This is a genomic window from Bifidobacterium canis, assembly GCF_009727065.1.
GTDB lineage: Bacteria > Actinomycetota > Actinomycetes > Actinomycetales > Bifidobacteriaceae > Bifidobacterium > Bifidobacterium canis.
Map to the genome: position 1 here is coordinate 1 of NZ_WNLP01000009.1, position 22,929 is coordinate 22,929.

General features: G+C 57.7%; 16 protein-coding genes and 2 pseudogenes. 15 read left to right on the forward strand and 3 right to left on the reverse strand.

Annotated elements, in window-relative coordinates; translation table 11 throughout:
- Positions 1-193 precede the first annotated feature (193 nt).
- The 11 genes and pseudogenes from GSD1FS_RS07745 (at position 194) to GSD1FS_RS07795 (ending at position 12,958) form a co-directional block, all read left to right on the forward strand.
- Positions 194-1,567, forward strand: a complete 1,374-nt coding sequence (locus GSD1FS_RS07745; RefSeq protein ID WP_155589104.1) for a carbohydrate ABC transporter permease — start codon at positions 194-196, stop codon at positions 1,565-1,567.
- Positions 1,564-2,501, forward strand: a pseudogene (locus GSD1FS_RS07750) (sugar ABC transporter permease). Before GSD1FS_RS07745 ends, GSD1FS_RS07750 begins: the two are co-directional and overlap by 4 nt.
- A 24-nt stretch (positions 2,502-2,525) precedes the next feature.
- On the forward strand, positions 2,526-4,646 hold the full coding sequence (locus tag GSD1FS_RS07755) for an alpha-amylase family glycosyl hydrolase (protein ID WP_155589105.1): 2,121 nt from the start codon (positions 2,526-2,528) through the stop codon (positions 4,644-4,646).
- A gap of 16 nt (positions 4,647-4,662) precedes the next feature.
- A pseudogene (locus GSD1FS_RS07760) lies at positions 4,663-5,395 on the forward strand (HAD family hydrolase).
- A gap of 197 nt (positions 5,396-5,592) precedes the next feature.
- A complete protein-coding gene (locus tag GSD1FS_RS07765) occupies positions 5,593-6,363 on the forward strand; it encodes a TraX family protein (protein ID WP_155589106.1) in 771 nt (256 codons plus the stop codon).
- A 48-nt stretch (positions 6,364-6,411) separates the two neighbouring features.
- On the forward strand, positions 6,412-7,434 hold the full coding sequence (locus GSD1FS_RS07770; RefSeq protein ID WP_155589107.1) for a LacI family DNA-binding transcriptional regulator: 1,023 nt from the start codon (positions 6,412-6,414) through the stop codon (positions 7,432-7,434).
- Positions 7,435-7,802: 368 nt separating this feature from the next.
- Positions 7,803-9,683, forward strand: a complete 1,881-nt coding sequence (gene dnaK / locus GSD1FS_RS07775; protein WP_155589108.1) for a molecular chaperone DnaK — start codon at positions 7,803-7,805, stop codon at positions 9,681-9,683.
- On the forward strand, positions 9,683-10,399 hold the full coding sequence (gene grpE, locus GSD1FS_RS07780; protein ID WP_155589109.1) for a nucleotide exchange factor GrpE: 717 nt from the start codon (positions 9,683-9,685) through the stop codon (positions 10,397-10,399). The genes dnaK and grpE overlap by 1 nt, the downstream gene beginning before the upstream one ends.
- A gap of 137 nt (positions 10,400-10,536) precedes the next feature.
- Complete coding sequence (locus GSD1FS_RS07785) at positions 10,537-11,574, forward strand: DnaJ C-terminal domain-containing protein (RefSeq protein WP_155589110.1); 1,038 nt, start codon at positions 10,537-10,539, stop codon at positions 11,572-11,574.
- Positions 11,575-11,579: 5 nt separating this feature from the next.
- On the forward strand, positions 11,580-12,134 hold the full coding sequence (locus tag GSD1FS_RS07790) for a heat shock protein transcriptional repressor HspR (RefSeq protein ID WP_155589111.1): 555 nt from the start codon (positions 11,580-11,582) through the stop codon (positions 12,132-12,134).
- 143 nt (positions 12,135-12,277) lie between these two features.
- Complete coding sequence (locus GSD1FS_RS07795; RefSeq protein ID WP_155589112.1) at positions 12,278-12,958, forward strand: HAD family hydrolase; 681 nt, start codon at positions 12,278-12,280, stop codon at positions 12,956-12,958.
- Between the two features lie 48 nt (positions 12,959-13,006).
- On the opposite strand, the gene GSD1FS_RS07800 is transcribed toward GSD1FS_RS07795, so the two are convergent.
- The 3 genes from GSD1FS_RS07800 to GSD1FS_RS07810 all read right to left on the reverse strand — a co-directional run bounded on the left by GSD1FS_RS07800 (position 13,007) and on the right by GSD1FS_RS07810 (position 16,927).
- Positions 13,007-13,978, reverse strand: coding sequence for an ROK family protein (locus GSD1FS_RS07800; protein WP_155589113.1), 972 nt, complete (start codon positions 13,976-13,978; stop codon positions 13,007-13,009).
- A gap of 62 nt (positions 13,979-14,040) precedes the next feature.
- Entirely contained in the window at positions 14,041-15,189 is a 1,149-nt protein-coding gene (locus GSD1FS_RS07805) for an ROK family protein (protein WP_246166109.1), read from the reverse strand.
- A gap of 220 nt (positions 15,190-15,409) precedes the next feature.
- On the reverse strand, positions 15,410-16,927 hold the full coding sequence (locus tag GSD1FS_RS07810; RefSeq protein WP_155589114.1) for a right-handed parallel beta-helix repeat-containing protein: 1,518 nt from the start codon (positions 16,925-16,927) through the stop codon (positions 15,410-15,412).
- Positions 16,928-17,228: 301 nt separating this feature from the next.
- Here GSD1FS_RS07810 and GSD1FS_RS07815 point away from each other — a divergent pair, with 301 nt between their 5' ends.
- The 4 genes from GSD1FS_RS07815 to gnpA all read left to right on the forward strand — a co-directional run bounded on the left by GSD1FS_RS07815 (position 17,229) and on the right by gnpA (position 22,915).
- Complete coding sequence (locus GSD1FS_RS07815) at positions 17,229-18,545, forward strand: ABC transporter substrate-binding protein (protein WP_246166111.1); 1,317 nt, start codon at positions 17,229-17,231, stop codon at positions 18,543-18,545.
- Positions 18,546-18,716: 171 nt separating this feature from the next.
- On the forward strand, positions 18,717-19,661 hold the full coding sequence (locus GSD1FS_RS07820; RefSeq protein ID WP_155589152.1) for a carbohydrate ABC transporter permease: 945 nt from the start codon (positions 18,717-18,719) through the stop codon (positions 19,659-19,661).
- The gene (locus tag GSD1FS_RS07825; protein ID WP_155589115.1) at positions 19,658-20,614 is read left to right on the forward strand and encodes a carbohydrate ABC transporter permease; all 957 of its coding nucleotides are present in this window, start codon (positions 19,658-19,660) and stop codon (positions 20,612-20,614) included. Before GSD1FS_RS07820 ends, GSD1FS_RS07825 begins: the two co-directional genes overlap by 4 nt.
- Before the next feature lie 132 nt (positions 20,615-20,746).
- Positions 20,747-22,915: a 1,3-beta-galactosyl-N-acetylhexosamine phosphorylase gene (gnpA, locus tag GSD1FS_RS07830; protein WP_155589116.1), complete on the forward strand. Its 2,169-nt coding sequence runs from the start codon at positions 20,747-20,749 to the stop codon at positions 22,913-22,915.
- The last annotated feature ends 14 nt before the right edge of the window (positions 22,916-22,929 follow it).

Sequence of the window (22,929 nt, forward strand, 5' to 3'; positions counted from 1 at the left end):
ACTTTATAGTAGGCATCATATCATGGCGAACGAAAAGACACGAAACAATCCCACCCTTTCCTTTAGAGTAAGACCACCATGTCTTCAGTAAGCTCCCACGCAAAACCACCTTTTACTTTATATACCCGTTTTAGTAAAAGAGAGGCGGTTGAAAGGAATGAGTAGTTCAGTAGTCACCCTTTCAAAAAGAGAGATGAGGCGCCGCCGAAAGATGGGTGCGGACTATGTGGCACCGTCGCCATATACGCTGGGTGAGGCCCTGAAGCACGGCGACCTGTTCACAAAGCTCTCCATCATCTTCTTCGGATTCGGCAATATTGCCCGCCATCAGATCGTCAAGGGTCTGTTGTTCCTGGCAGGTGAAATTGGCTTCATCGTGTTCATGATCTTCTCGGGTGCACACAATCTGGCTATGCTGCCATCGTTGGGTTGGCGCAAGACCAGCACCGAGTGGGTCGGCTCGAAGCTCGTGCACGTCGCGGGCGACAACTCCGTGCTTATTCTGCTGTATGGCGTTGCCACCATCGTCATCTGCGCGGTCTTCGTGCTGTGGTGGGATCTCGCGATCCGCTCCGCATACAAGGCACAGTGCCTGAAGGGTAAGAACGGCCACGCGCCGTCGCTGCTCGACGACATTCACACGTTGCTCGATGCGAAGGCCAACATTCTGTTCCTGGCCCTGCCTACGCTCGGCATCCTGATCTTCACCGTGCTGCCGTTGATCTTCATGATCTCGATGGCATTCACGAGCTACGATCACAACCACTTGGTGCTGTTCGACTGGGTTGGCCTCCAGAACTTCAAGACGGTGTTCTCGAACTCCGGCAGCATCGTGTCGGCTCGACTGTTCATGTCGGTGCTCGGCTGGACGTTGATCTGGGCGTTCTTCGCAACGTTCCTGAACTTCTTCCTCGGCTTGTTCCTGGCCATGATCATCAACCGCAAGACCACGCACGGCAAGGGCTTCTGGCGTGCGGTCTTCTCGATGTCGATCGCAGTGCCGCAGTTCGTCTCGCTGCTCGTCATGCACCAGATGCTGCAGCCGCAGGGCGCCATCAACCGCATCTTCATGAACTGGGGTTGGATTGATACGCCAATGCCGTTCTTCACCGATGCAACGTGGGCTCGTGTGACCGTCATCGTGATCAACCTCTGGGTTGGTATTCCATACACGATCATGCAGGTCACCGGCATTCTGCAGAACATTCCAGCCGACCAGTACGAAGCCGCCGAGATCGACGGTGCAAACTGGTGGCAGATCTTCACGAAGATCACGATGCCATACATCATCTTCGTGCTGACCCCATACCTGATCACGACCTTCACCGGCAACGTGAACAACTTCAACGTGATCTACCTGCTTACACGCGGCGAGCCATCTGTGGTCGGCGATTCCGCAGGCAAGACCGATCTGCTTATCACGTGGCTCTACAAGCTGACGGTTGACAACAACGACTACAACCTCGGTGCTGTGATCGGCATCATGACATTCATCGTGCTCGCGGTCGTGTCGCTCGTCACCTACCGCAGCAGTGGTTCCTACAAGAATGAGGAGGCATTCAGGTGAGCAACGCAACAAAGGCCGCACAGGTCTCCAATGCTTCAAACGAGGCTCCAACGCCGGTCAAGGCGCAGAGCCAGAGCTTCTGGAAGGATCAGAAGAAGCGCCGCATTCTCGCGGATGTGCTCACGTACGTTCTGCTGACGGTGCTCGGCATCATCTGGTTGCTGCCGATCGTCTGGATCTTCCTCGAAAGCTTCAACGCGAACACCGCGCCGTATACGGATACGTTCTTCCCGACGCAGTATTCGTTCGACAGCTACATCACGCTGTTCACGCAGCGTAACGTGCTCGACTTCCCGCGCATGTTCATGAACACGTTCATCATCGCAATCTTCACGTGCATCATCTCGGTGTTCTTCGTGCTCTCGGTTGCATATGTGATGAGCCGTATGCGCTTCCGCGGCCGTAGGTTCTTCATGAACTTCGTGCTGATTCTGGGCATGTTCCCAGGCATCATGTCGGTCGTCGCCATCTACTTCATTCTGAAGGCAATGGGCTTGACGAGTGACGGCACCACGATCCTCGCGCTTATCCTCGTCTATTCGGCAGGCACCGGCGCAGGCTTCTATGTGATGAAGGGCTACATGGATACGATCCCGACCTCGCTCGACGAGGCTGCCATGCTCGATGGCTGCACCCGTTGGCAGGTGTTCTGGATCATCATCGTCCCGATCTGCCGCCCAATGATCGTGTATCAGGCGATCGTCGGCTTCCTGACCCCGTGGCTCGACTTCGTTATGGCGAAGGTCATCGCCCGTACGCAGGAAACTACACAGCCTCTCTGGGCCTGTGGCTGATGCTCGACAAGGAATACATCAACAACTGGTTCGGCCGCTTCGCAGCAGCAGCAGTGCTGATCTCCATCCCGATCGCAATCCTGTTCATCGTCATGCAGCGCTTCTATCAGGAATCGATGTCTGGCTCGGTGAAGGGCTAAGGCCAAAGACCATAAAGGAATATTATGCAACTCGCAGATCAATCCACTGGATTGAACGCGGGTGTTGCGGAACCATTCCCATTGAGTCTCAATCGTGAACTGGGTGCCGTGGTACACGACCATGGCACCCAGTTCGCAATTTGGGCTCCATCTGCGAAATCCGTGACTCTCCGCTTCTTCTCAAAAGGTTCGAGCATCGAAGAAGGCGATTCGATGCTCGGCAGCTACACGCCGGAACTCCAGAGCGACGGCGCGTGGACCGTGCACTTCGACGAGAACCTGCACGGCACCTATTACGACTACCTCATCGAACAACGCGACGGCAACCTCGTGCGCACGGCCGACCCGTGGGCGAAGGGCGCTGGCGTCAACGGCCGCCGCAGCATGGTCGTCGACCTCGCCCAAACGAACCCTGTGGGCTGGGAGCACGACGAGCATCCGCAGACCCCGCTTTCGGAGACGATGGTGGCCGAAATGCACGTGGCCAGCTTCAGCGCGAACGCGCACGGCGGCTTCCCCGTGGAACACTGCGGAAAGTACTTGGCGTTCACCGATCTCAACACCACTGTCGACGGCAAAGGCGAGTTCCCGACCGGCCTGAACTACTTCAAGCAGCTCGGCGTCACCGCCATTCAGCTGCTGCCGTTCTATGACTACGGTTCGGTTGACGAGCGCGATTCCAGCCAATACAACTGGGGCTACGATCCGCTCAACTACAACGTGCCGGAAGGCTCGTATTCCACGAACCCGTTCGACGGCAGCGTGCGCATAACCGAATGCAAGCAGATGATCCAATCCCTGCACTCCCAGGGCTTCAAAGTGATTATGGACGTGGTCTACAACCACATGTATTCGGCCGACAACTGGTTCGAGCGCGTGGTGCCCGGCTACTTCGTGCGCCGCACGCCGGACGGCAGCCTTTCGAACGGCTCCGGTTGCGGCGACGACATGGCCAGCGAACGCGAGATGATGCGCCGCTACATCGTGGACTCGGTGACCTACTGGGCCCGCGAATACCACGTCGACGGCTTCCGCTTCGACCTGATGGGCCTCATCGACACGACGACGATGAACGCGATCCGCGCGTCGCTCGACGAACTGCCGGGCGGCAAAGATCTGCTGATGTATGGCGAACCGTGGGCAGCCGGCCCATCTTCCACGCTGCCGGGCACCGCGCTGGCAGACAAGAGCGGCCTGCACCTGCTCGACTCGCGCATCGGCCACTTCTGCGACCGCACGCGCGACGCGATAAAAGGCCATGTGTTCGAACGCAACATCAAAGGCTATGTGAACGGTGACGCGCAGGCGAACAAGCCGCGCATCGAACAGGCTGTGGACGCATGGCGTGCCCCGCAGACGAACGAAGGCAACGCCGGGCAGATCATCCAATACGTCTCCGCACACGACGATTGGACGCTGTGGGACAAGTTGTGCCTGAGCATGATCGGCGACGGTTCGGCGAATGTGCTCGAAGACATTGAAGACGCCGAACGCGCCGACGGAGTTCCCGCAGAACCTGTGGATCCGGCGGAAGTCGAAGAGGCCACACGTCGCGCACTGCAGTCCGCATATCTCGCGGAACCTGGCAAGGCGACGAGCACCGTGCTCGAAGCGAACACGCTCGCCGCAGGTCTCATTTACACCTCTGCAGGCATTCCGTTCATGCTCGCCGGCGAAGAGTTCGGCAAAACCAAGTTCGGCAACGACAACTCGTTCGATTCAGGCGTTCGCGTCAACGAACTCGACTGGGCGCGCGCCGAGCACATGCGCGGACTCGTGGAATACTACCGCCGCTTGATCTCACTGCGCCGGGCGAATCCCGACCTCTTCGATGCCGAGCACATCGCCGTCGAAGCGCCGGGCAACGCGGTGGCATATCGCAGTGACTCCATCGCCGTGCTGGTGAACCCAGACAGCGAGGACCACACGCTGCCGCTCGTGCGCATAGAACAGGCATATGCGGACGATTCGCACAACGAGTTGCCGCAAATCGAGCATGCGCGCGATAATCGCAGCAACTGGGTGTGCGTGCTCGACTCGCGCGGCACACACACCGACTCGTTCAGCGAGCCGACGCTGAACATCACGAACGACGAGTTCCCGATGCCAGCGCGTTCGCTGAGCGTCTGGCGACTCGAACAATAAGCAAAGGCGGGCAGATATGGCTGGCAAATACAGCACCGTGTTCTTTGATTTGTATGGCACACTGATCGACATCCACACCGAAGAGAACTCCGAGGCCGCGTGGACTGCGTTGCGCGTCGCGCTCTACCGCGAAGGCGCGCAATATCAAGACAACGAGCAGCTGCGCGAACAATTCAACCGCGAAGTCGTGCGCGCGAACGCCACGCGTACGCGCACGGAGTGGTTTGAGCCAGACTTTCTGCCCGCTTACCGCGGTCTGCTGCAGGCGTGCTGGGCAGACGACAGCATCGAGAACGCGCGCAAGGTGGCATGGGCGTTCCGCCGTGGATCCACCACGAAATTCAACCTGTTTCCGGGCGCGCTCGATTTCTCGAGAACTCAAGGCGCGCGGCCTGCGCGTTGCGCTGCTGTCGAACGCGCAAGCCTGCTACACGAGGCCGGAACTGCAGCTCGCGGGACTCGACGACGCGTTCGACGAAGTGATTCTTTCCAGTGACGAGGGCGTGCGCAAACCGTCGAACGAACTGTTCCGCCGTGCACTGATCCGCCTCGACGTGGATCCGCGCGAAGCGGTTATGATCGGCAACGATGCGCGCAACGACATTCTCGGAGCGTACGTTGCCGGCGTCGACGGCATCTATCTGCACACCGACGACGCGAATCCAGAGGTCTGCGATTCCGCGGTGTGCTCGCTGCAGGGTGCGGACTATGCCGGCGCGCTCGACTATATCGACAAGCGGCTGCGCTGAATTCGCGCAGCCGCGCAGTACTACTCGGTAACTCAGTATTGAGCTGATTATTGCTGAGTAATACTACATATCAGCACGCAGTTCTCAGCAATACTGAGAACTGCGCAGTAATCGAAAAATATTGAGCAACACCGCCGCAGACAACGCGAGTCTGGGTAATGTGGCAGGCAAAACGAGCATACGAGTAAGGAATTCGCATGGTAGACGAATACACGCGGCACTTGGAGCGCGAGCGAGAGATCAAAGGCAAGGGACTCTCGCAGTTCAGAATAAAGATGATCGCCGCCGTGCTGACCGTGTTCGGCCCGCTCGCATACGCGGTGCTGCCGAAATTCGTAGGCGTGCCGAGCAAAGAGAACATGTTCGCGTTGTCGATCGTCGTGATCAGCGAAGCGATCTCGTGGGCGGCGATCCCAATGTATGCGTGGCTGCTCTACACGGGGTTCGAATACACCAACAACACGTTCCTCTACGGGCTGCGCCTGGTTATTCTCGCGCTCGTGTGCGAAGTTCCGTATGACTACGTGGTGTTCGGGCAGCCGTTCAACATGGGTTCGCAGAACCCGGTGTTCGGGCTCGTCATCGCGCTCATCGTGCTCTCGATACTCGATTTGATGTATGCGATGCGCAATATCACGCTCAAAGTGGTGCTTTCAGTGTTCGTCATCGCCATCGGTGTGCTGTGGGACGTGCTGTTCACAATCGGGCAGTCGCAGCGAATCATGAACATCGGCGTCGTCACGCTCGGCATGTGCCTGATCTATTACTACTTGCACAAGCGCGAAAACACGATGATCTTCACCGCCGCGATCTTCGGCGCGGCGTGGATGCTCACGCCTGGCCTCGGCGTCGTGGCACTGCACTCGCGCAACGAGAAGCTCGGCTACATGCATTCGTGGACGCGCTGGGTGTTCTACGCGGTGTATCCGCTCACGCTGGTGATCTGCGCGGCGATCGGCATGGCATGAGTTCTTACTATCTACTGTGATTACTGTCTACTGTGAGGGGAGCAGAAGATGCAACAAGCTGGAATTCGCGACGTCGCCAGGGAAGCCGGCGTATCGATCTCCACCGTTTCGAGGGCGTTCACGAAACCTGAACTCGTGTCGCAGAAGACGCGAGACAAAGTGATGGCTGCGGCGGATCGGCTGGATTTCAATATTTCCCGATCCGCGATGGCGCTGAAATCAGGGCAGACGTATCGCGCGGCACTGCTGATGAGCGAATCAGTGACCAGCTGGTTCAACGCGGAGGTGTTCGCCGGCATCAACGACGTGCTGCACGAAGATGGCTACGATATTTCGCTGTTCCAGCACATCAACGACGCTCCGACGCGCGACAAGTTCTTCTCTGACCTGCCGGTGCTGCGCAACGTCGACGTGGTGTTCGTCGCCTCGTTCGCCATCGAACCGGAGGAGGTCGAGCAGCTCAGGCGCACCAAAGTGCCGATCATCGGCATCAATGTGCCGAATCCGCGCATGCTCGACGCCTCCATTTCGATCGACGACGAAGGCGGCATGTATAAGGCCACGCAGCACATGATTCATTTGGGGCACAAGCACATCGTCTACACGTGCTCGGCCGCCGACGAGACGCTTGACGCCTCGATCGATTCGCGCGCGCAGGGCTTCATACGTGCGTGCGAAAACGCTTCGCAGACGCGCGACCTGGATTGGAAGGTGCTGACCGTGCCACGCGGACGAGATTTCGCCGACAACGCGCTGACCGCCGTGCTGCAAGAGGAGCATTTCCCCGACGCGATCTGCTGCCAGATGGACATGATGGCGATTCCGTTGATGCTGAAGCTGTATCGCCACGGCTACAGCGCGTCGCGCGACTATTCGATTATCGGCTTTGACGACAGCCCCTATGCCGACACCGTTGGCTTGACCACGATGCACCAGGACCCGTATGCGATGGGCAGGCACGCCGCGCTGAGCGCCAAGCAGCTGTTGCACGGCGGTTCGCTCGACGAACCGCACACCGTCATCGAGCCGAAGCTGGTGCTGCGGCTCTCTGACTCGCGGTATGAGGGCTAGATTTTTGCGTGCCCGTGTGCGCTCGCTGAACTAGGGAACTAGTCGCGAGCGAACGCGGGCATATATTGTAGTGATTACTGAGTGATCGCGTCAGCGTGGACGCGCACATCAACCTGAACGTTAGCTGAGATATCTCTTCAGAGTTCTTTCGTCTTACTAAAAATCGTTGGAATACAGCGGTTTCTGAGGTTTTCTGAAAATTGTGGAGATTTTTTATTCTGCAATGGGAATAAACAGGGGAATCAAATACTTGAGTGATGTAGGCTCAAGTTTCAGAAAGCCTAAACGAACGGTCACTGATCTGACCGACTTGCTGAGGCTTGAGCAGAAAAACGTAAAACGAAGCGAACCTAACAAAGGAGATATTTATGGGACGCGCAGTTGGCATTGATTTGGGTACCACCAATTCCTGCATTGCAACACTTGAAGGCGGCGAACCAACCGTCATCGTGAACGCTGAGGGCGCACGCACCACACCGTCTGTGGTGGCGTTCAGCAAGTCCGGCGAAATCCTCGTCGGCGAAGTCGCCAAGCGTCAGGCCGTCACCAACGTTGATCGCACGATCAGCTCGGTCAAGCGCCACATGGGCACCGACTGGACCGTTGACATCGACGGCAAGAAGTGGACTCCTCAGGAGATTTCCGCTCAGATTCTTATGAAGCTCAAGAGGGATGCCGAAGCCTATTTGGGTGAGCCGGTCACCGATGCCGTGATCACCTGCCCTGCATACTTCAACGATGCACAGCGTCAGGCGACCAAGGACGCCGGCACGATCGCAGGTCTCAACGTTCTGCGTATCATCAACGAACCGACCGCAGCTGCTTTGGCATATGGCCTTGAAAAGGGCAAGGAAGACGAGCGCATTCTGGTCTTCGACCTCGGTGGCGGCACCTTCGATGTGTCTCTGCTGGAGATCGGCAAGGACGACGACGGCTTCTCGACCATTCAGGTTCAGGCAACCTCCGGCGATAACCACCTCGGTGGCGATGATTGGGATCAGCGCATTATCGACTGGCTCGTCGGCGAAGTCAAGAACAAGTACGGCGTTGACCTGAGCAAGGATAAGATTGCTCTGCAGCGCTTGAAGGAAGCCGCTGAGCAGGCGAAGAAGGAACTCTCTTCGTCGATGACGACCACGATCAACATGCAGTACCTGGCCATGACCCCTGACGGCACGCCAGTGCATCTCGACGAGACGCTCACTCGCGCTCACTTCGAGGAAATGACCAAGGATCTGCTCGATCGTTGCCGCACGCCGTTCAACAACGTGCTCTCTGACGCAGGCATTTCGGTCTCCCAGATCGACCACGTGGTTCTGGTTGGTGGCTCGACCCGTATGCCAGCCGTGAAGGATCTCGTCAAGGAACTCGATGGCGGCAAGGAAGCGAACCAGTCCGTCAACCCAGATGAAGTCGTGGCAATCGGTGCAGCCGTGCAGTCCGGCGTCATCAAGGGCGACCGCAAGGACGTGCTGCTCATCGATGTGACCCCGCTTTCGCTGGGCATCGAGACCAAGGGCGGCATCATGACGAAGCTGATCGAGCGCAACACCGCAATTCCTGCGAAGCGCTCCGAGATCTTCTCCACCGCTGAAGACAACCAGCCGTCCGTGCTGATTCAGGTCTATCAGGGCGAACGTGAATTCGCTCGCGACAACAAGCCGCTGGGCACCTTCGAGCTGACCGGCATCGCTCCGGCTCCTCGTGGCGTTCCGCAGATCGAAGTCACCTTCGACATCGACGCCAACGGCATCGTGCACGTTTCCGCTAAGGATAAGGGCACGGGCAAAGAGCAGTCGATGACGATCACCGGTGGCTCCGCACTGCCGAAGGACGAGATCGACCGCATGGTGCGCGACGCCGAGGCTCACGAAGCCGACGACAAGAAGCGCAAGGAAGACGCCGAGACTCGCAACAACGCCGAGAACTTCGCCTACCAGACCGAGAAGCTCGTCAACGACAACAAAGACAAGCTCTCCGACGACGTTGCAAAGTCCGTGACCGACGCGGTTAACGAGCTCAAGGAAGCTCTTAAGGGCGACGACATCGACAAGATCAAGGCCGCTCAGGAGAAGCTGATGACCGAAGCTCAGAAGATCGGCCAGGCTCTCTACGCTCAGCAGGGCGCTGAAGGCGCGGCTGGCGCTGAGGGTGCCGCAGGCTCCTCCGACAACTCCAGCAACAACGGTGGCGACGATGACGTGGTTGACGCCGAGGTTGTGGATGACGACGACAAGGACAACAAGTAATGTCGGACTTCAATAAGGACGACTACCTGAACGACCTGCCCGACGCCGACGAACTGGCAAACGGGCAGGCCGCTCCGGCCGGTGAGGGCGGTCAGACGCCTGAACCGGACGCCGGCGAACAGCTGGCCGACGACATTCTCAAAGACGCCGCTGCCGAACAGAGCGAGCAGCAGGAGTCCGAAGAGAACGCCAAGGCCGCAGCTGAAGCCACCGCAGACGCCGCCGATGCCGAGACTTCCGAGAAGAAGGACGACGAAGGCGACGCTGAGGGCACGCTGACCCCGCTTGGCCAGGCCAAGAAAGAGGCAGCTGAATACTTGGAGGCATTGCAGCGTGAGCGCGCGGAGTTCATCAACTACCGCAACCGCACCCGCAAAGACATGGATCGTGCCCGTCAACAGGGCATCATCGATGTGCTGACGGCAATGCTCCCCGCGTTGGACGACATCGATCGCATTCGTGAGCATGGCGGCGATATGGGGGACTCCTTCGAGGCCGTGTCTGCGAAGATCGACAAGACCTTCGAGAAGTTCGGTGTTGAGAAATTCGGCATCAAAGGTGAGGATTTCGACCCGAACAAGCACGAGGCGATTCTGCACAAGCCAGATCCGGAGGCCAGCAAAGCAACGGTCGACACCGTTGTTGAAGCCGGCTACCGCATCGGTGACCGTGTGATTCGTGCCGCGCGCGTTGTGGTCGCCTCTCCGCAGAACTGAGGCTGATCTGCGAATGGCCGTGAACCGCAAACGATTCACGGTTCACGGCCATTTCTATAGTTGCAGACTTTGCACACACACTATTCGATTTTTAATATTGACTTTTATTTTGAAGCCTCGAAAGGAGGCACAGCAGCATGGCTGAGAATGAATGGCTGAACAAGGATTTTTACAAGACCCTGGGTGTCTCCAAAGATGCCACTGAGCAAGAGATTACGAAGGCATACCGCAAACTTGCCCGTAAGTACCACCCAGATATCAACAAAACAAAAGAGGGCGAAGAGAAGTTCAAGGACATCTCGGAAGCCTATGACGTGTTGAAAGACAAGGAATCGCGTCAGAAGTATGATGCGATTCGCTCGCTGGGCGCAGGCGGTGCTCGCTTCACCGGCGGTGCGGGCAACGGCTCGTTCAACGCAGGTGATTTCTCCGACATCTTCGGCTCGATGTTCGGCGGCGGTGGCGGACGCGGCAATTCGCATATTCGCTTCTCCACCAATGGCATGGGCGGCGGCGCTTCGAACCTGAACGACATCTTCTCGATGTTCGGTGGCGGCGCAGGCGCTGGTGGTAATGCATACGCTGATTATGACGACGGCGCGTTCCAAGGCTATCGCCCGAACCCCGTTCCGGAAGACGGCGGTGACCTGAACTCGAAGATCACGCTGACGTTCCGCCAGGCAGCCAAGGGCGCGATGGTGTCGCTCAAGGCTGGCGGCAAGAAGTTCAAGACCCGCATTCCTGCCGGAGTCAAAGACGGTCAGAAGATTCGTCTCGCCGGCAAGGGCAAGCCAGGTCAGCATGGTGGCAAGCCGGGCGACATGTATCTGCAGGTGAGCGTTGCCGAAGACCCGAAGTTCACGATGAGCGGCGTCGACTTGGTGATGGATCTGCCGATCACCGTTGGTCAGGCGGTCAACGGCGCGAAGGTCGAGGCGAAAGACCTCGACGGCGAATCGGTGACGTTCAAAGTGCACGCAGGCACGTCGAGCGGCGACGAAGTGCGCGTTTCCGGCAAGGGCGTGAAGACCCCGCGCAAGACCGGCGATTTGATCGGTCGCGTGCAGATTCACGTGCCCGAGCACCCTGGACTCAAGGTGAAGAAGGCGGCGAAGGAATTCGACGCAGCAAGCGGCGATTTCGCCACTGAGCTTGCACAGCAGCGGGAGGCGTAACACTCATGGCGCGCATAACACGGCAGCAGCGCAGGCTGTATGAGATGTGCGCGATGGCGATTGTGGAACGTCGAGCGAATCTCGACGGTGCTTCGCATGTCGGCTTCGACATCGACCTGCCGGTCTTCTCGGTCGGCAGGGTCGGTGAACTGGCCGACATTCACCCGCAGACCCTGCGCCAATACGATCGCCAAGGCTTGGTTGTGCCTGGACGAACAGATGGCGGTGCGCGCAGGTATTCGCTGCGTGACGTCGATCGTCTCGTGCAGGCGCAGCATCTGAGCCAAGACGAGGGCATCAACCTGAGCGGAGTGATGCGCATTCTCGAACTTGAGGAAGAGAACAGGCAGCTGCGCCACCAAGTGCAGGAACTGACCGGAGTCGCTGGATTCAGCGTGTTCACTGCCGATATGGAAGGGCGCATCACGCAAACGCGGCGCTCGCATCGCGCACGCCAATGGCGTGGCGCTGCGTTTGGGCATGACGTGCGCGAGTTGACGGCGGGGGAGTCGCACCGCGCGCAATCCAAATCGGTGATGCTCTGGCATCAGTCCGACTGACACGCATTTCTTTCAAGCCTCTGGCGGCATTGAGTCGCCAGAGGCTTTTCTATATGCGGGTGCGGGAGAGCTCGCGTTATGCTGGCACAGGCAACAACGAGCCGCAGATAGTGACGAGTACGAGTGCGCGAAAGAGGTGGCAGATGCGTAACGACGAGGGTTTGCTGGCAGTGTTCTGGGACATGGACGGCACACTGATCGACTCCGAACCATATTGGCACGAAAGCGAGCTCGTGATCGCCCGCGACAACGGCGGGTATTGGGACATGGACCTGGCGTGGAAAGGCTCTGGCAGGCCGGTTCCGCAGATCGCCCGCGAAATGATCGAACTCGGGTGCACGCTGTCCGCCGACGAGATCGGCAAGCAGATGATCGAATTCGTAGCCGCCAAAGAACGCGAGCACATGCCGTGGATCGCCGGCGTGGAGCGCGTGCTCGCAGATCTGCGCGACGCGGGCGTGCCGAATGTGCTCGTCACGACGTCGCCGCGCGAGATGGCGGAAAACCTGATCGCGCAAGCGCCGGCGAACTCATTCGCAACCTACGTGTGCGGCGATGACGACACAGAGAAGAAGCCGAGCCCCGCGCCCTACCTGCTCGCCGCAGAGCGGGCGGGAATCCCACGCGACCGCATCCGCCAATGCATCGCCTTCGAAGACTCACCGAGTGGCCTCGCCTCGGCATACGCCTCCGGCATGCTGACGCTCGCGCAAACCATCTGCCGCAAGGGCGGCGAGTCGATCGACCCGAAATACCGCACTGTGCACGGCTACGATGGCGTGACCGCCGAATCCCTCAATGCGCTCCTTACACAGACCAAGTGATTGAACACATCGAATCTGCGTGACGCGCGCCGCCGCGACTGAGACGGTCTATGCAGCGGTTGTGACGTGCTTCGCACTGAGCGCAGCACCGATCGCTCCTACTGGCAGGTCGGCTGGTACGAGTTTGAGGCGTGACGGCAGGTGCAACGAGTCGATGAATTTGCTCGACTGCGCTCGCTGACGCAGTTCCTTGGTGATTGCGTGCAGCAGTGGTTCGCCGGTTTTTGCCATGCCTCCGCCGATGATGATTGCGGCGGGGTCGACGGTGACGGCGAGTATGTCGATGGCGTCGGCGATCGCATTGATGATGATATGCTGCACATCTTGCGCCTGCTCATGCCGTGCATCGTGAGGATTATGAGCCGCGGCAAGGATGGCGGGCATAGGTGGGTCGGCATACGGCCACAGTCGCTTGGCAGCACCGCCACTCGCGGCGGTTTCCAAACATCCACGCTGGCCACATGCGCACTTCCATCGATGTGGCTCGACTGGGATATGCCCGATCTCGCCAACGGTGTTGCTTGAACCATGGTCGAGCACGCCATCACGCAGTATGCCGGCCGCCAAACCTGTACCGAGGTTGAGGAACGCGATGGTTTCTGTAGCGTCATCGCCGAAGAGCATTGAGCTTGCACCGAGTGCCGCTGCATTGACGTCGTTCTCCACCACTGTGGTCATGCCGCAGCGCGCGCTGATGGCCCGCGCGAGTGGAACATAGTCTATGGAAAGGTTCGCGATGGCTCGCACGTCTCCGGTGCGCCCATCCACAGTGCCAGGTGTGCCAATGCCGATCACGCTTGCACGTCGTGTTTCACCGCGCTGCGCAAGCTGTGTGTTCAATGTGTCTATGACTGCGACAATGCAGTCGATAAGGGCGTTGGCTCCTCGTTGAGCCGGTCGCTGTGTTTGAGCGAGCACGGTGACGCCTTTACCTGCCAAGTCGTCTTCAATGACGACGCCTGCTATTTTCGTGCCGCCTACGTCGATGCCGATCATCAGCGGTGGTGCATTTGTACCCATGACGCCTCCTTGCGTATGGTGCGCGGTGTGCTGCGCAATATGTTGTGTATGGGCAGCCGATGCTATTTCGGCTGCTCCTCAAAATTGCGAATGTAGGGCACCAGCCAGCGGATGATGCTGATGGCCTGCCCTCGCAGTGATGCATCCGCTCCTACCTGGCAGCGGTGCAACTGCGGAATCGTCATATAGGCGGTGTTCATGGCGGCGCTCAATTCGCCGCCCATTGCGTTCAGGAAGGTTTCGCCGCCGATGTCTGCTGGCGCGTCGATCGATACGTCGTGCAGATTGAGCAACGCGAGCGGTGTGGCCATGACCCTGCCGAGCAGTTGGCCTGCACCGGTGAGAATCTCGGAGCGGCGTGATGGGTCAGCGGCTATCTGTGCATACAGATTGTTCGTCGACAAATAGGCTTCGAGGCATCCTCGTTTGCCGCACGCACAAGCAGGCCCCTCCGGGTCGACCACTACATGCCCGATTTCGCCAGCCATGTAGTGATCTCCTTCCACGATCTGCCCATTGACGCATAGGCTGGCGCCGACGCCTGCGCCGATGCGAATGAGCATTGAGTTGTCGGAGCCCTCGCCGAAGAATCGCTCGGCAAGCAATGCCATGTTCGTCGCGTTGCACACGCACACGGGAAGTTCGGTCGCCTCGTGCAACAGCGTGCTGGCGTCGATGTTCTTCCAACCCAGCTGCACGGCACTGGTCACATTGCCTTCCGGCGTGACGACGCCAGGCACCGCCAATCCGATGCCGAGCACCGGTTGCGGGCTCATCGTAAGCAGTCGCTTCGCCGCGTCGATTATCGGGTCGAATGGCATCACATCGTCTTCCACCGGAATTTCCAAGCGGTCGATGATGCGCCCGCCCAGGTCTGTCAATGCACCTTTGATGACGTAATGTTGGGAGAGATCGATCGAGATGATGCGCCAATATGAGGTGTCTATGCCGAGCAACACGGAACGTTTGCCACGGCCGGAACGTGTGTCTTCGCCGACTTCGCGGATAATGCGGTCATCGAGCATCTCGCCGGTTACATCGGTGGTGGCCATGCGGCTCAAGCCGAGTCGTTTTCCCAGTTCGCTGCGTGACATGGTGGTGGAGGGGAACAACAGATTGAATGCAGCCATGATGTTGCGCGCACGAATATCGGATGGTACGGTCTTGGTTTGCGCGTTGTCTGGCACGCGATGAAACGACGGAAGAGTCATGATGTCTCCTTATACGTGTGCAAGCGTAGACGTTCAATGTGTTGTTCATATGTATTGCATATGACCCTCGCCGGCTCACGTGCGCTTTTCTGCATTCTCCTCGGCGTGGTCGCTGAGCGGTGATTGTTTTTAATACTACTAGATTTTGCTTTTTATGTCAATGAAGTATACATAATTATGCTGCCGTAGAAAAGTAGAATTTCTTTGTTTTTCTAACACTTTATGACAGTGCTGTAGGGTCAATAAAGCTAATCAGCTGCGTATTGTCAGGAATATTGCTGATGTTGTTATTGTCGTCTTCAGGCAAGTTCGCAAAACCGAGATACGTGTTGCCACGGTATTCGATATGTGAGCCGCGCGGGTGCCACTGCGCGTGTCCTGGCCGCGTCTCGGCACTGATGAACATGTTGTGTTCGATGCGCGCAGTGCCGTCCGCGCGCGCTGTGCGCAAGGGCTCGGCATCTGTTGCGATGATGAACACGTTGTCGTGAATGAATGCGTCGGGATTGCGCGGAATGTCAATCGCCCCCATGCGATCGCGGTCGCTGACGTTGTTGTAGAACTCGGAATTCACGGCTTTCTCGTTGCAGAACATAACAGCGCCACCCGAGTTGTTGTGTGAATAGTTGTGGCGGTATATGGTGCCGTCGCCGTAGTCTGCGTCCCATGCCTGCCCGTCGCCATTGCCTTGGTCGGCATTCAGCGTGTCAAAGGCCATGTTGTATTCGAACAATGCGTTTTTGCAGCGCCACGGCCAGATGGCGGCCGCCACTTTGTCATTGAGCGTCGCTGTATAGATGTCATCGCAGATCTGTGCCGCTGCTTCACGTGAAACATTATGGCGGATGATCGGGCGATCGCAATACATGACGGTGATGGCGTCACCGCCGGCGCGCTCCACCGTATTACCCTCAATCAGCACGTTCGTAGCGCCATATGTGGCGATGGTCTCGTTGCTTATTCTGCCGTCGCCGTAATCGAACGTGTTGTTCCACGTGCCATCGGCATCTTTGCCGCCGTTGTCGATGTAGTTGAGATAAGCCGTGTAGCCGACGCCGATGCCCCAACGATTCACGTCGCGCACGGTGTTGTTCAGTATGCGCACGTCATCGAAACGTGCAATGCGTCGTTTTGCTCGAGCTGGATCGTTGGGGAAGTGGGCGATCACGTAGATGCCTCCGTTAGCCATGTGCTTGTCGTAAACGTTGCCGTGCACATCGTGCACATACAGGTGCTCGAGCACAATGTGCCGGCACGTGCCATATTCTTGGGCGATAACGGTCACGCCAGTGCGGTCCATCACGTCAAGGTCGTTATATGCGTGCCCGTCCGAATCGTCTAAACGGCGGTTGCTGATCTCCACGTCGCGCACCTCGATGTATGAGCAATCAAACAGCAGTAGCGCTGTGGAAACCTCGCCTTTGCTGCGGTGCGGGCAACCGCCGATTGGCGCGTGATAATCCTCAAACCACACGCCTTCGCCGTCGCAGTGTATGGCGGGTCGGGGGAGTGCTTCGTTGCCGTATGCTCCAATGGTGATGGGGCGTTTCGGAGTGCCGTGCGCGCCGGTCAGGTGCAGGTAGTCGCGCTCGAACTGACTGCCGCGCTCCAGTGCAATGCCATCGCCGGGGTTGAGTGTCAGGCTTCGCAATTTCGTGAGTGTGCGCCATGCTTCGTTCGGTGATGTGCCGCCTGCATTATCGTCTCCGTGCTCACTTGAGCAGTAATAGATCGTCATACATACTCGCTTCGTGGTTCGAGATGGGCTCAGTTCGTCGGTGAATATCGCCCTTCGATGAATAGGTGGTTTGAGTATAACTCATTTGCTAATTAACTTGACACAAGTGTTTTGCTACAAAAAACGTTGCTATTTCAACCAATTATGAAATATCACGCTCTAAGAGAATTGAAAAGTAATCTAAATTGACATTTACGAAACGATTCGCTATCGTAAAGACCACCACCACGAAGAAGTGGCGTCAAGCTTCGATAACCGGATGGAAAAGGCATCCGATCTGAACGCAAAGGAGCGCAGAGCAATGAAGTGGAATAAGGGTTGCATGACGGCGATCGCTGCAGTGGGGGCCATGTGCATGGCTCTCGCTGGCTGCGGTGCCACCTCGGGATCATCGTCATCGAGTTCAAGCTCGAGCAGCGGCGGCAAAGTCGAGCTCACCTACATTCACCGTCTTCCCGACAAGGCCGGCATGACCACCGTTGAAGAAACGGTTGCCCGTTGGAACAAAGATCACCCGAACATCCAGGTCAAGGCGATCCACTTCAACGGCAATGCCTCCGATCTGATCAAGAAGTTGGAGACCGACGTCAAAGCAGGTAACGCTCCAGATCTGGCGCAAGCCGGTTATGCGGAACTTCCTGAGATGTTCACGAAGGGCATCGTCGAAGATGTGACCGCCGAAGCCTCGCAATACAAGAAGGATTTCGCGGCCGGAACATTCGACCTGATGAGCATCGGCGGCAAGACCTATGGCTTGCCGCAAGACACTGGCCCGCTCGTTTACTTCTACAACAAGGCGGAATTCGACAAGCTCGGCATCGAAGTGCCGAAGACTCAGAGCGAATTGATCGACTCGGCGAAGAAGGCTGCGGCCAAGGGTAAATACATCATGTCGTTCCAGGCAGATGAGGCCGGCAACATGCTGACGGGCTTGGCGGGAGCTTCAGGACCGTGGTATCAGGTTGAGAACGATGCTTGGAAGGTCGACACCGACACCAAGGGCTCGAAGGCCGTGGCTGACGTATATCAGCAGTTGCTCGACAGCAAGGCGGCAACCACATATCCACGTTGGGATCCGTCGTTCGACTCCGCGTTGCAAAAGGGCGAGCTGATCGGCACAATCGGTGCAGCTTGGGAAGCGCCGTTGCTGATGGATTCGATGGCAGACAAGGGCAAAGGCGATTGGCGCGTTGCGCAGGTTGGCGATTGGTTCGACAACGGCGAGAAGACCGGCCCTGACGGTGGTTCCGGTGTAGTGGCTCTCAAGGGCTGCGAGCACAAGGCCGAAGCCATGCAGTTCCTCGACTGGTTCAATACCCAGATTGAAGACCTCACCTCGCAGGGACTCGTCGTGGCTGCAACAACCGGCCAAGCCAAGACCCCTTCGAGCTGGTCTGAATTCTATGGCGGCCAAGACGTGATGAAGGAATTCGCCACGGCTAACTCCAATCTCGGTGACTTCTCGTATATCCCAGGCTTCTCGGCGGTTGCCGCCGCCATGCAGAACAAGGCCGCGGATGTGGCCTCCGGCAAGGCGAAGGCTTCGTCGATATTCGAAGAAGCGCAAACCACTTCAGTCAATACGCTGAAAGACTACGGCCTGTCGGTGGCGCAATAGTCTCAAACAACGCGAGGGCGGGCCTTGTGCCCGCCCTCCTGATCTCTTTCGCAAAGGAGCGGTGAGATGTCTACGATAACGTCAACGAAGCCGAAGTCGGCAGGAGCCGGTGCTTCCCGCAAGGCTGCTCGCGCAGTCAAGGGAGCCAACAGCGCAGATGGCAAAGATGGCATGAGCGTCAAGCAAAACAAGACCAAGCAGAAGATGTCTGCGGCTGCAAAGCGCGAAGAGCGCACTGGCTGGATGTTCATGCTCCCGTTCGTGTTGCTTTTCCTGCTCGTGTTCATCTTCCCGATCTTCTATGCGATCTATTCGAGCTTCTTCCAGCAGGTCGCCACAGGCGGCGGCGCATATGGCGGAGGCGAGCTTGTCAACAAATTCGTCGGTTTCGAGAATTTCAAATATGTGATCACGTCACATGACTTCTGGGCTGGCATGGGCAGAGTGATGCTCTACACCGTCATTCAAGTGCCATTGATGATCATCAGCGCATTGGTGCTCGCCATGCTGCTCGACTCGTTCATCGTCAAGCATGTCAGCGGATTCCGTTTGGGTTACTTCCTGCCATACGCCATTCCTGGCGTCATCGCCGCGATCATTTGGGTCTACCTCTACAACGGTCAGATTTCACCAATCGTCAAAGGTCTGGCTGCCATAGGTATCAACGTCGATTTCTTTGCCAGCAACATGGTGCTTGCCTCGATGATCAACATCACCACATGGACGTTCACCGGCTACAACATGCTGATCTTCCTCTCGGCATTGCAGGCGATTCCGCATGAGCTCTATGAGGCCGCCCGCATCGACGGCGCGAATGGCTGGCAGATCGCCACGAAGATCAAACTGCCGAACGTGCGCGGCGCGGCCCTGCTCGCCATGCTGCTGTCGATCGTCGGCACGATCCAGCTGTTCAACGAGCCACAGGTGATGCAGACCGCAGATCCGGGCATCTCTCGCTCGTACACGCCAATGATGATGGCGTTCAACACATCCCGTGGCTTCTTGACGCCGAAGGGTGATGGCCCATCGAACGCCATCGCCATCGTCATGGCCATCATCGCAGGTCTGCTCGCCATGATCTATGCCTTCGTCGAAAGGAAGGTGAACGAACAATGAGTTTCGCACACACAACCCACGAGAACAGTGCATCCGCTCGTGCGCAGAAGAAGGCCGATCGCAGGCGCGAACGTTCGGAGAACGATCTGCCACGCTCGATGAAGCCACGGCCAGTGACGAAAACGATCACCATCATCATTCTGGTGTTCGCTCTCATCTACTTCCTGTTCCCGATCTATTGGGCCATCATCGCCTCGACGAAGACGCCGGCTCAACTCACCAGTTCGAATGGTTTGTGGTTCGCCGTGCCGTTCAACAAGCTGGGAGATGCCATAGCCGCCAACTATTCGGTTCTGCTTGGCTGGACGCGCGGCAACTTCTGGCGCTGGGTGGGCAATTCGTTCCTCTATTCAACGGTTTCGGCGGTCATCGGCACAATCGTGTCGGTGATGGCTGGCTATGCGACCGCGAAATTCAGATTCCGTGGCAAAGGCATCACCATCGGCATCATCATGGGTGCCATGCTGATGCCAGCAGCACTGTTGACGATTCCGCAGTATGCCATTTTCAACGCGCTGCATCTTGACAACTCGATGCTCGCCGTGATCATCCCATGCTGCGTCTCACCGTTCGGCTTCTTCCTCGGCCGCGTGTATGCGCAAAGCTCGGTGCCGAACGAACTGCTCGAAGCCGCACGCATCGACGGTGCGAGCGAATCGCGCATCTTCTTCACGATCGTGCTGCGTTTGCTCGCTCCGGCTATGGTGACGATCTTCCTGTTCATGTTCGTGGCCACGTGGAACAACTTCCTGCTGCCGCTCATGATGCTCTCCAGTGAAAATCTCTACCCAGTGACGCTCGGACTTTACGGCATGGTGTCGCTGGCAGTGTTCAACGACCGTGGCGCACTGATGATGGGCGCACTGCTCGGTGTGCTGCCGGTGATCATTCTGTTCCTCACATTGCAGCGTTTCTGGCGTGCTGGCTTGGCGGCAGGCTCCGTCAAGGGCTGATTCCGCCGCTCGCCACACCGTTTACCGCTGGGAGGGGCATACCGCTCCTCCCAGCGAATTCAATTACCTATTTCATATTTCATTACCCGTATTCAACTATGTGCACTGTTGTAACAGTGCAAGGAGCTTTCGATGACAAACACTGGCCGTTTTACCTTGCCCAGCGAAGAGAACTTCGCAGAGGAGACGAAAAGACTCGCACAACTATGGGGAGCGGATGCTATTCGCAACTCTGATGGCACGCATCTTGACGAGGCAGTAGAACGCCTCGGCAAGAAGATCTACAGCGCATATTTCCCGACCCGAGCACATAACGAGTGGATCAGTCTGCATATGGATGAGACCCCGCAGGTGTACCTGCTCACCAACCGCGTGCTCGCCACCGGCAAGACGGTGGATGTGCCATTGATGGCGGGATTCTATGCCGAACAATTGCAACCGAACCGCGACGCCGACCCACATGTGTATTGGGAGGTGATCGACCGCACAACCGGCGAGATCGTTGACGTGTCACACTGGCATTACGATCCGATCACTGACATCGTGCATATCGAGCACGTCGAAGAAATGCACGAATACACGGTGTCGTTCCTCGCCTACATCATCTGGGATCCGGTGGAGATGTATAACCACCTGACCAATGATTGGGGAGACAAAGAGCACGAGATTCCGTTCGACATCTACAATCCCGCTACGCGCGACTTCGTGTTCCGCACGTTTGAGGATTGGCTTAAGAACAATCCGCAGACCGATGTAGTGCGCTTCACTACGTTCTTCTACCAGTTCACGCTGATCTTCGACCAGCGTCACCGCGAGAAGATCGTCGACTGGTTCGGCTGCGCATGCACGGTGTCTCCGCAAGCTCTTGATGACTTCGAGGAACAATACGGTTATCGGCTTCGTCCGGAAGATTTCGTTGACGAAGGCTGCTACAACTCCACGTTCCGCATTCCACGCAAGGCACAGCGCGACTGGATCGAATTCCTCACCACATTCGTGCGTGCGAATGTGAAACGATTGGTGGATGACACCCATGCCGCTGGCAAAGAGGCGATGATGTTCCTCGGCGACCAGTGGATCGGCACTGAACCATATATGGATGGGTTCGAAGAGCTCGGACTCGACGCAGTGGTCGGCTCGGTGGGTGACGGCACCACATTGCGCATGATCGCCGACATCCCCGGCGTCAAATACACCGAAGGCCGCTTCCTGCCATACTTCTTCCCCGACACGTTCTATGAAGGCAACGATCCGAGCATCGAAGGACTCGACAACTGGCGTAAGGCTCGCCGAGCCATTCTGCGCAGCCCGATCGACCGCATGGGCTACGGCGGCTACCTCTCCCTGGCCGCCAAGTTCCCGAAATTCGTAGACACCGTGACAGGCATCGCCAATGAATTCCGCGACATCCACGAGCGCACCGGCGGCAAACCAGCGGAAGGCGAACTCAACGTGGCACTGCTCAACAGCTGGGGCAAGATGCGCAGTTGGATGGCGTTCACGGTGGCACACGCTTTGCCGAACCAGCAAACATACTCGTATTACGGCATTCTCGAAGCGCTCTCCGGCATGAGAGTTAATGTGCGGTTCATCAGCTTCGACGACGTGCTCGAGCACGGCATCGATCCATCGATCGACGTGATCATCAACGCAGGCCCTGCGCGCACATCGTTCAGTGGCGGTGACATCTGGCAGAACCCACGGCTCGTCGCCACAATCCGCCGTTGGGTGCGTGAGGGCGGCGCGTTCATTGGCGTTGGCCAGCCGAGCGCCACTAATTGGCAGGGCAGGTTCTTCCAGCTTGCCGACATCTTCGGCGTCGATCAGGAGGTCTTCCAAACACTGTCGGTCGATAAGTATTGGCCGCAGCCGGAAACCGATAATTTCATCATTGAAGATCTGCCTGACGGAGTGGAAGCCGCAAATCTCGGCGAACCAATCCTCAACACATACCCGATCAACGAGCAAGTGCACGTGCTCAAAGCAAGTAATGGCAGTGTGCAGCTCGCGGCCAATGAATATGGTGCTGGACGCGGCGTGTATATCAGCGGTCTGCCATATTCGGCGACGAATGCGCGCCTGCTTGAGCGAGCGCTGTTCTACGCAAGCCGTAACGAAGATCGGTATGCGGAGTGGAGCTCGACGAATCTGGAATGCGAAGTCGCATATTTCCCGGAACGGAAAACATACTGCGTTATCAACAACACCGACCAGCCGCAGCGCACGCAGGTGCAGCGTGCAGACGGCGGCGTCGACGAGTTCGATCTCGCACCGAGCGCCATCGCTTGGCAGCAGCTCTGATGCAATGCTGAGCC

What these genes read in the sequence shown, in the direction of transcription:
- grpE (WP_155589109.1), top strand. Translation starts at nt 9,683, where the DNA reads ATGTCGGACTTCAATAAGGACGACTACCTGAACGACCTGCCCGACGCC.
- GSD1FS_RS07765 (WP_155589106.1), top strand. Translation starts at nt 5,593, where the DNA reads ATGGTAGACGAATACACGCGGCACTTGGAGCGCGAGCGAGAGATCAAA.
- GSD1FS_RS07770 (WP_155589107.1), top strand. Translation starts at nt 6,412, where the DNA reads ATGCAACAAGCTGGAATTCGCGACGTCGCCAGGGAAGCCGGCGTATCG.
- GSD1FS_RS07755 (WP_155589105.1), top strand. Translation starts at nt 2,526, where the DNA reads ATGCAACTCGCAGATCAATCCACTGGATTGAACGCGGGTGTTGCGGAA.
- GSD1FS_RS07805 (WP_246166109.1), bottom strand. Translation starts at nt 15,189, where the DNA reads ATGACTCTTCCGTCGTTTCATCGCGTGCCAGACAACGCGCAAACCAAG.
- gnpA (WP_155589116.1), top strand. Translation starts at nt 20,747, where the DNA reads ATGACAAACACTGGCCGTTTTACCTTGCCCAGCGAAGAGAACTTCGCA.
- GSD1FS_RS07795 (WP_155589112.1), top strand. Translation starts at nt 12,278, where the DNA reads ATGCGTAACGACGAGGGTTTGCTGGCAGTGTTCTGGGACATGGACGGC.
- GSD1FS_RS07815 (WP_246166111.1), top strand. Translation starts at nt 17,229, where the DNA reads ATGAAGTGGAATAAGGGTTGCATGACGGCGATCGCTGCAGTGGGGGCC.
- GSD1FS_RS07825 (WP_155589115.1), top strand. Translation starts at nt 19,658, where the DNA reads ATGAGTTTCGCACACACAACCCACGAGAACAGTGCATCCGCTCGTGCG.
- GSD1FS_RS07785 (WP_155589110.1), top strand. Translation starts at nt 10,537, where the DNA reads ATGGCTGAGAATGAATGGCTGAACAAGGATTTTTACAAGACCCTGGGT.
- GSD1FS_RS07800 (WP_155589113.1), bottom strand. Translation starts at nt 13,978, where the DNA reads ATGGGTACAAATGCACCACCGCTGATGATCGGCATCGACGTAGGCGGC.
- GSD1FS_RS07810 (WP_155589114.1), bottom strand. Translation starts at nt 16,927, where the DNA reads ATGACGATCTATTACTGCTCAAGTGAGCACGGAGACGATAATGCAGGC.
- GSD1FS_RS07745 (WP_155589104.1), top strand. Translation starts at nt 194, where the DNA reads ATGAGGCGCCGCCGAAAGATGGGTGCGGACTATGTGGCACCGTCGCCA.
- dnaK (WP_155589108.1), top strand. Translation starts at nt 7,803, where the DNA reads ATGGGACGCGCAGTTGGCATTGATTTGGGTACCACCAATTCCTGCATT.
- GSD1FS_RS07820 (WP_155589152.1), top strand. Translation starts at nt 18,717, where the DNA reads ATGAGCGTCAAGCAAAACAAGACCAAGCAGAAGATGTCTGCGGCTGCA.
- GSD1FS_RS07790 (WP_155589111.1), top strand. Translation starts at nt 11,580, where the DNA reads ATGGCGCGCATAACACGGCAGCAGCGCAGGCTGTATGAGATGTGCGCG.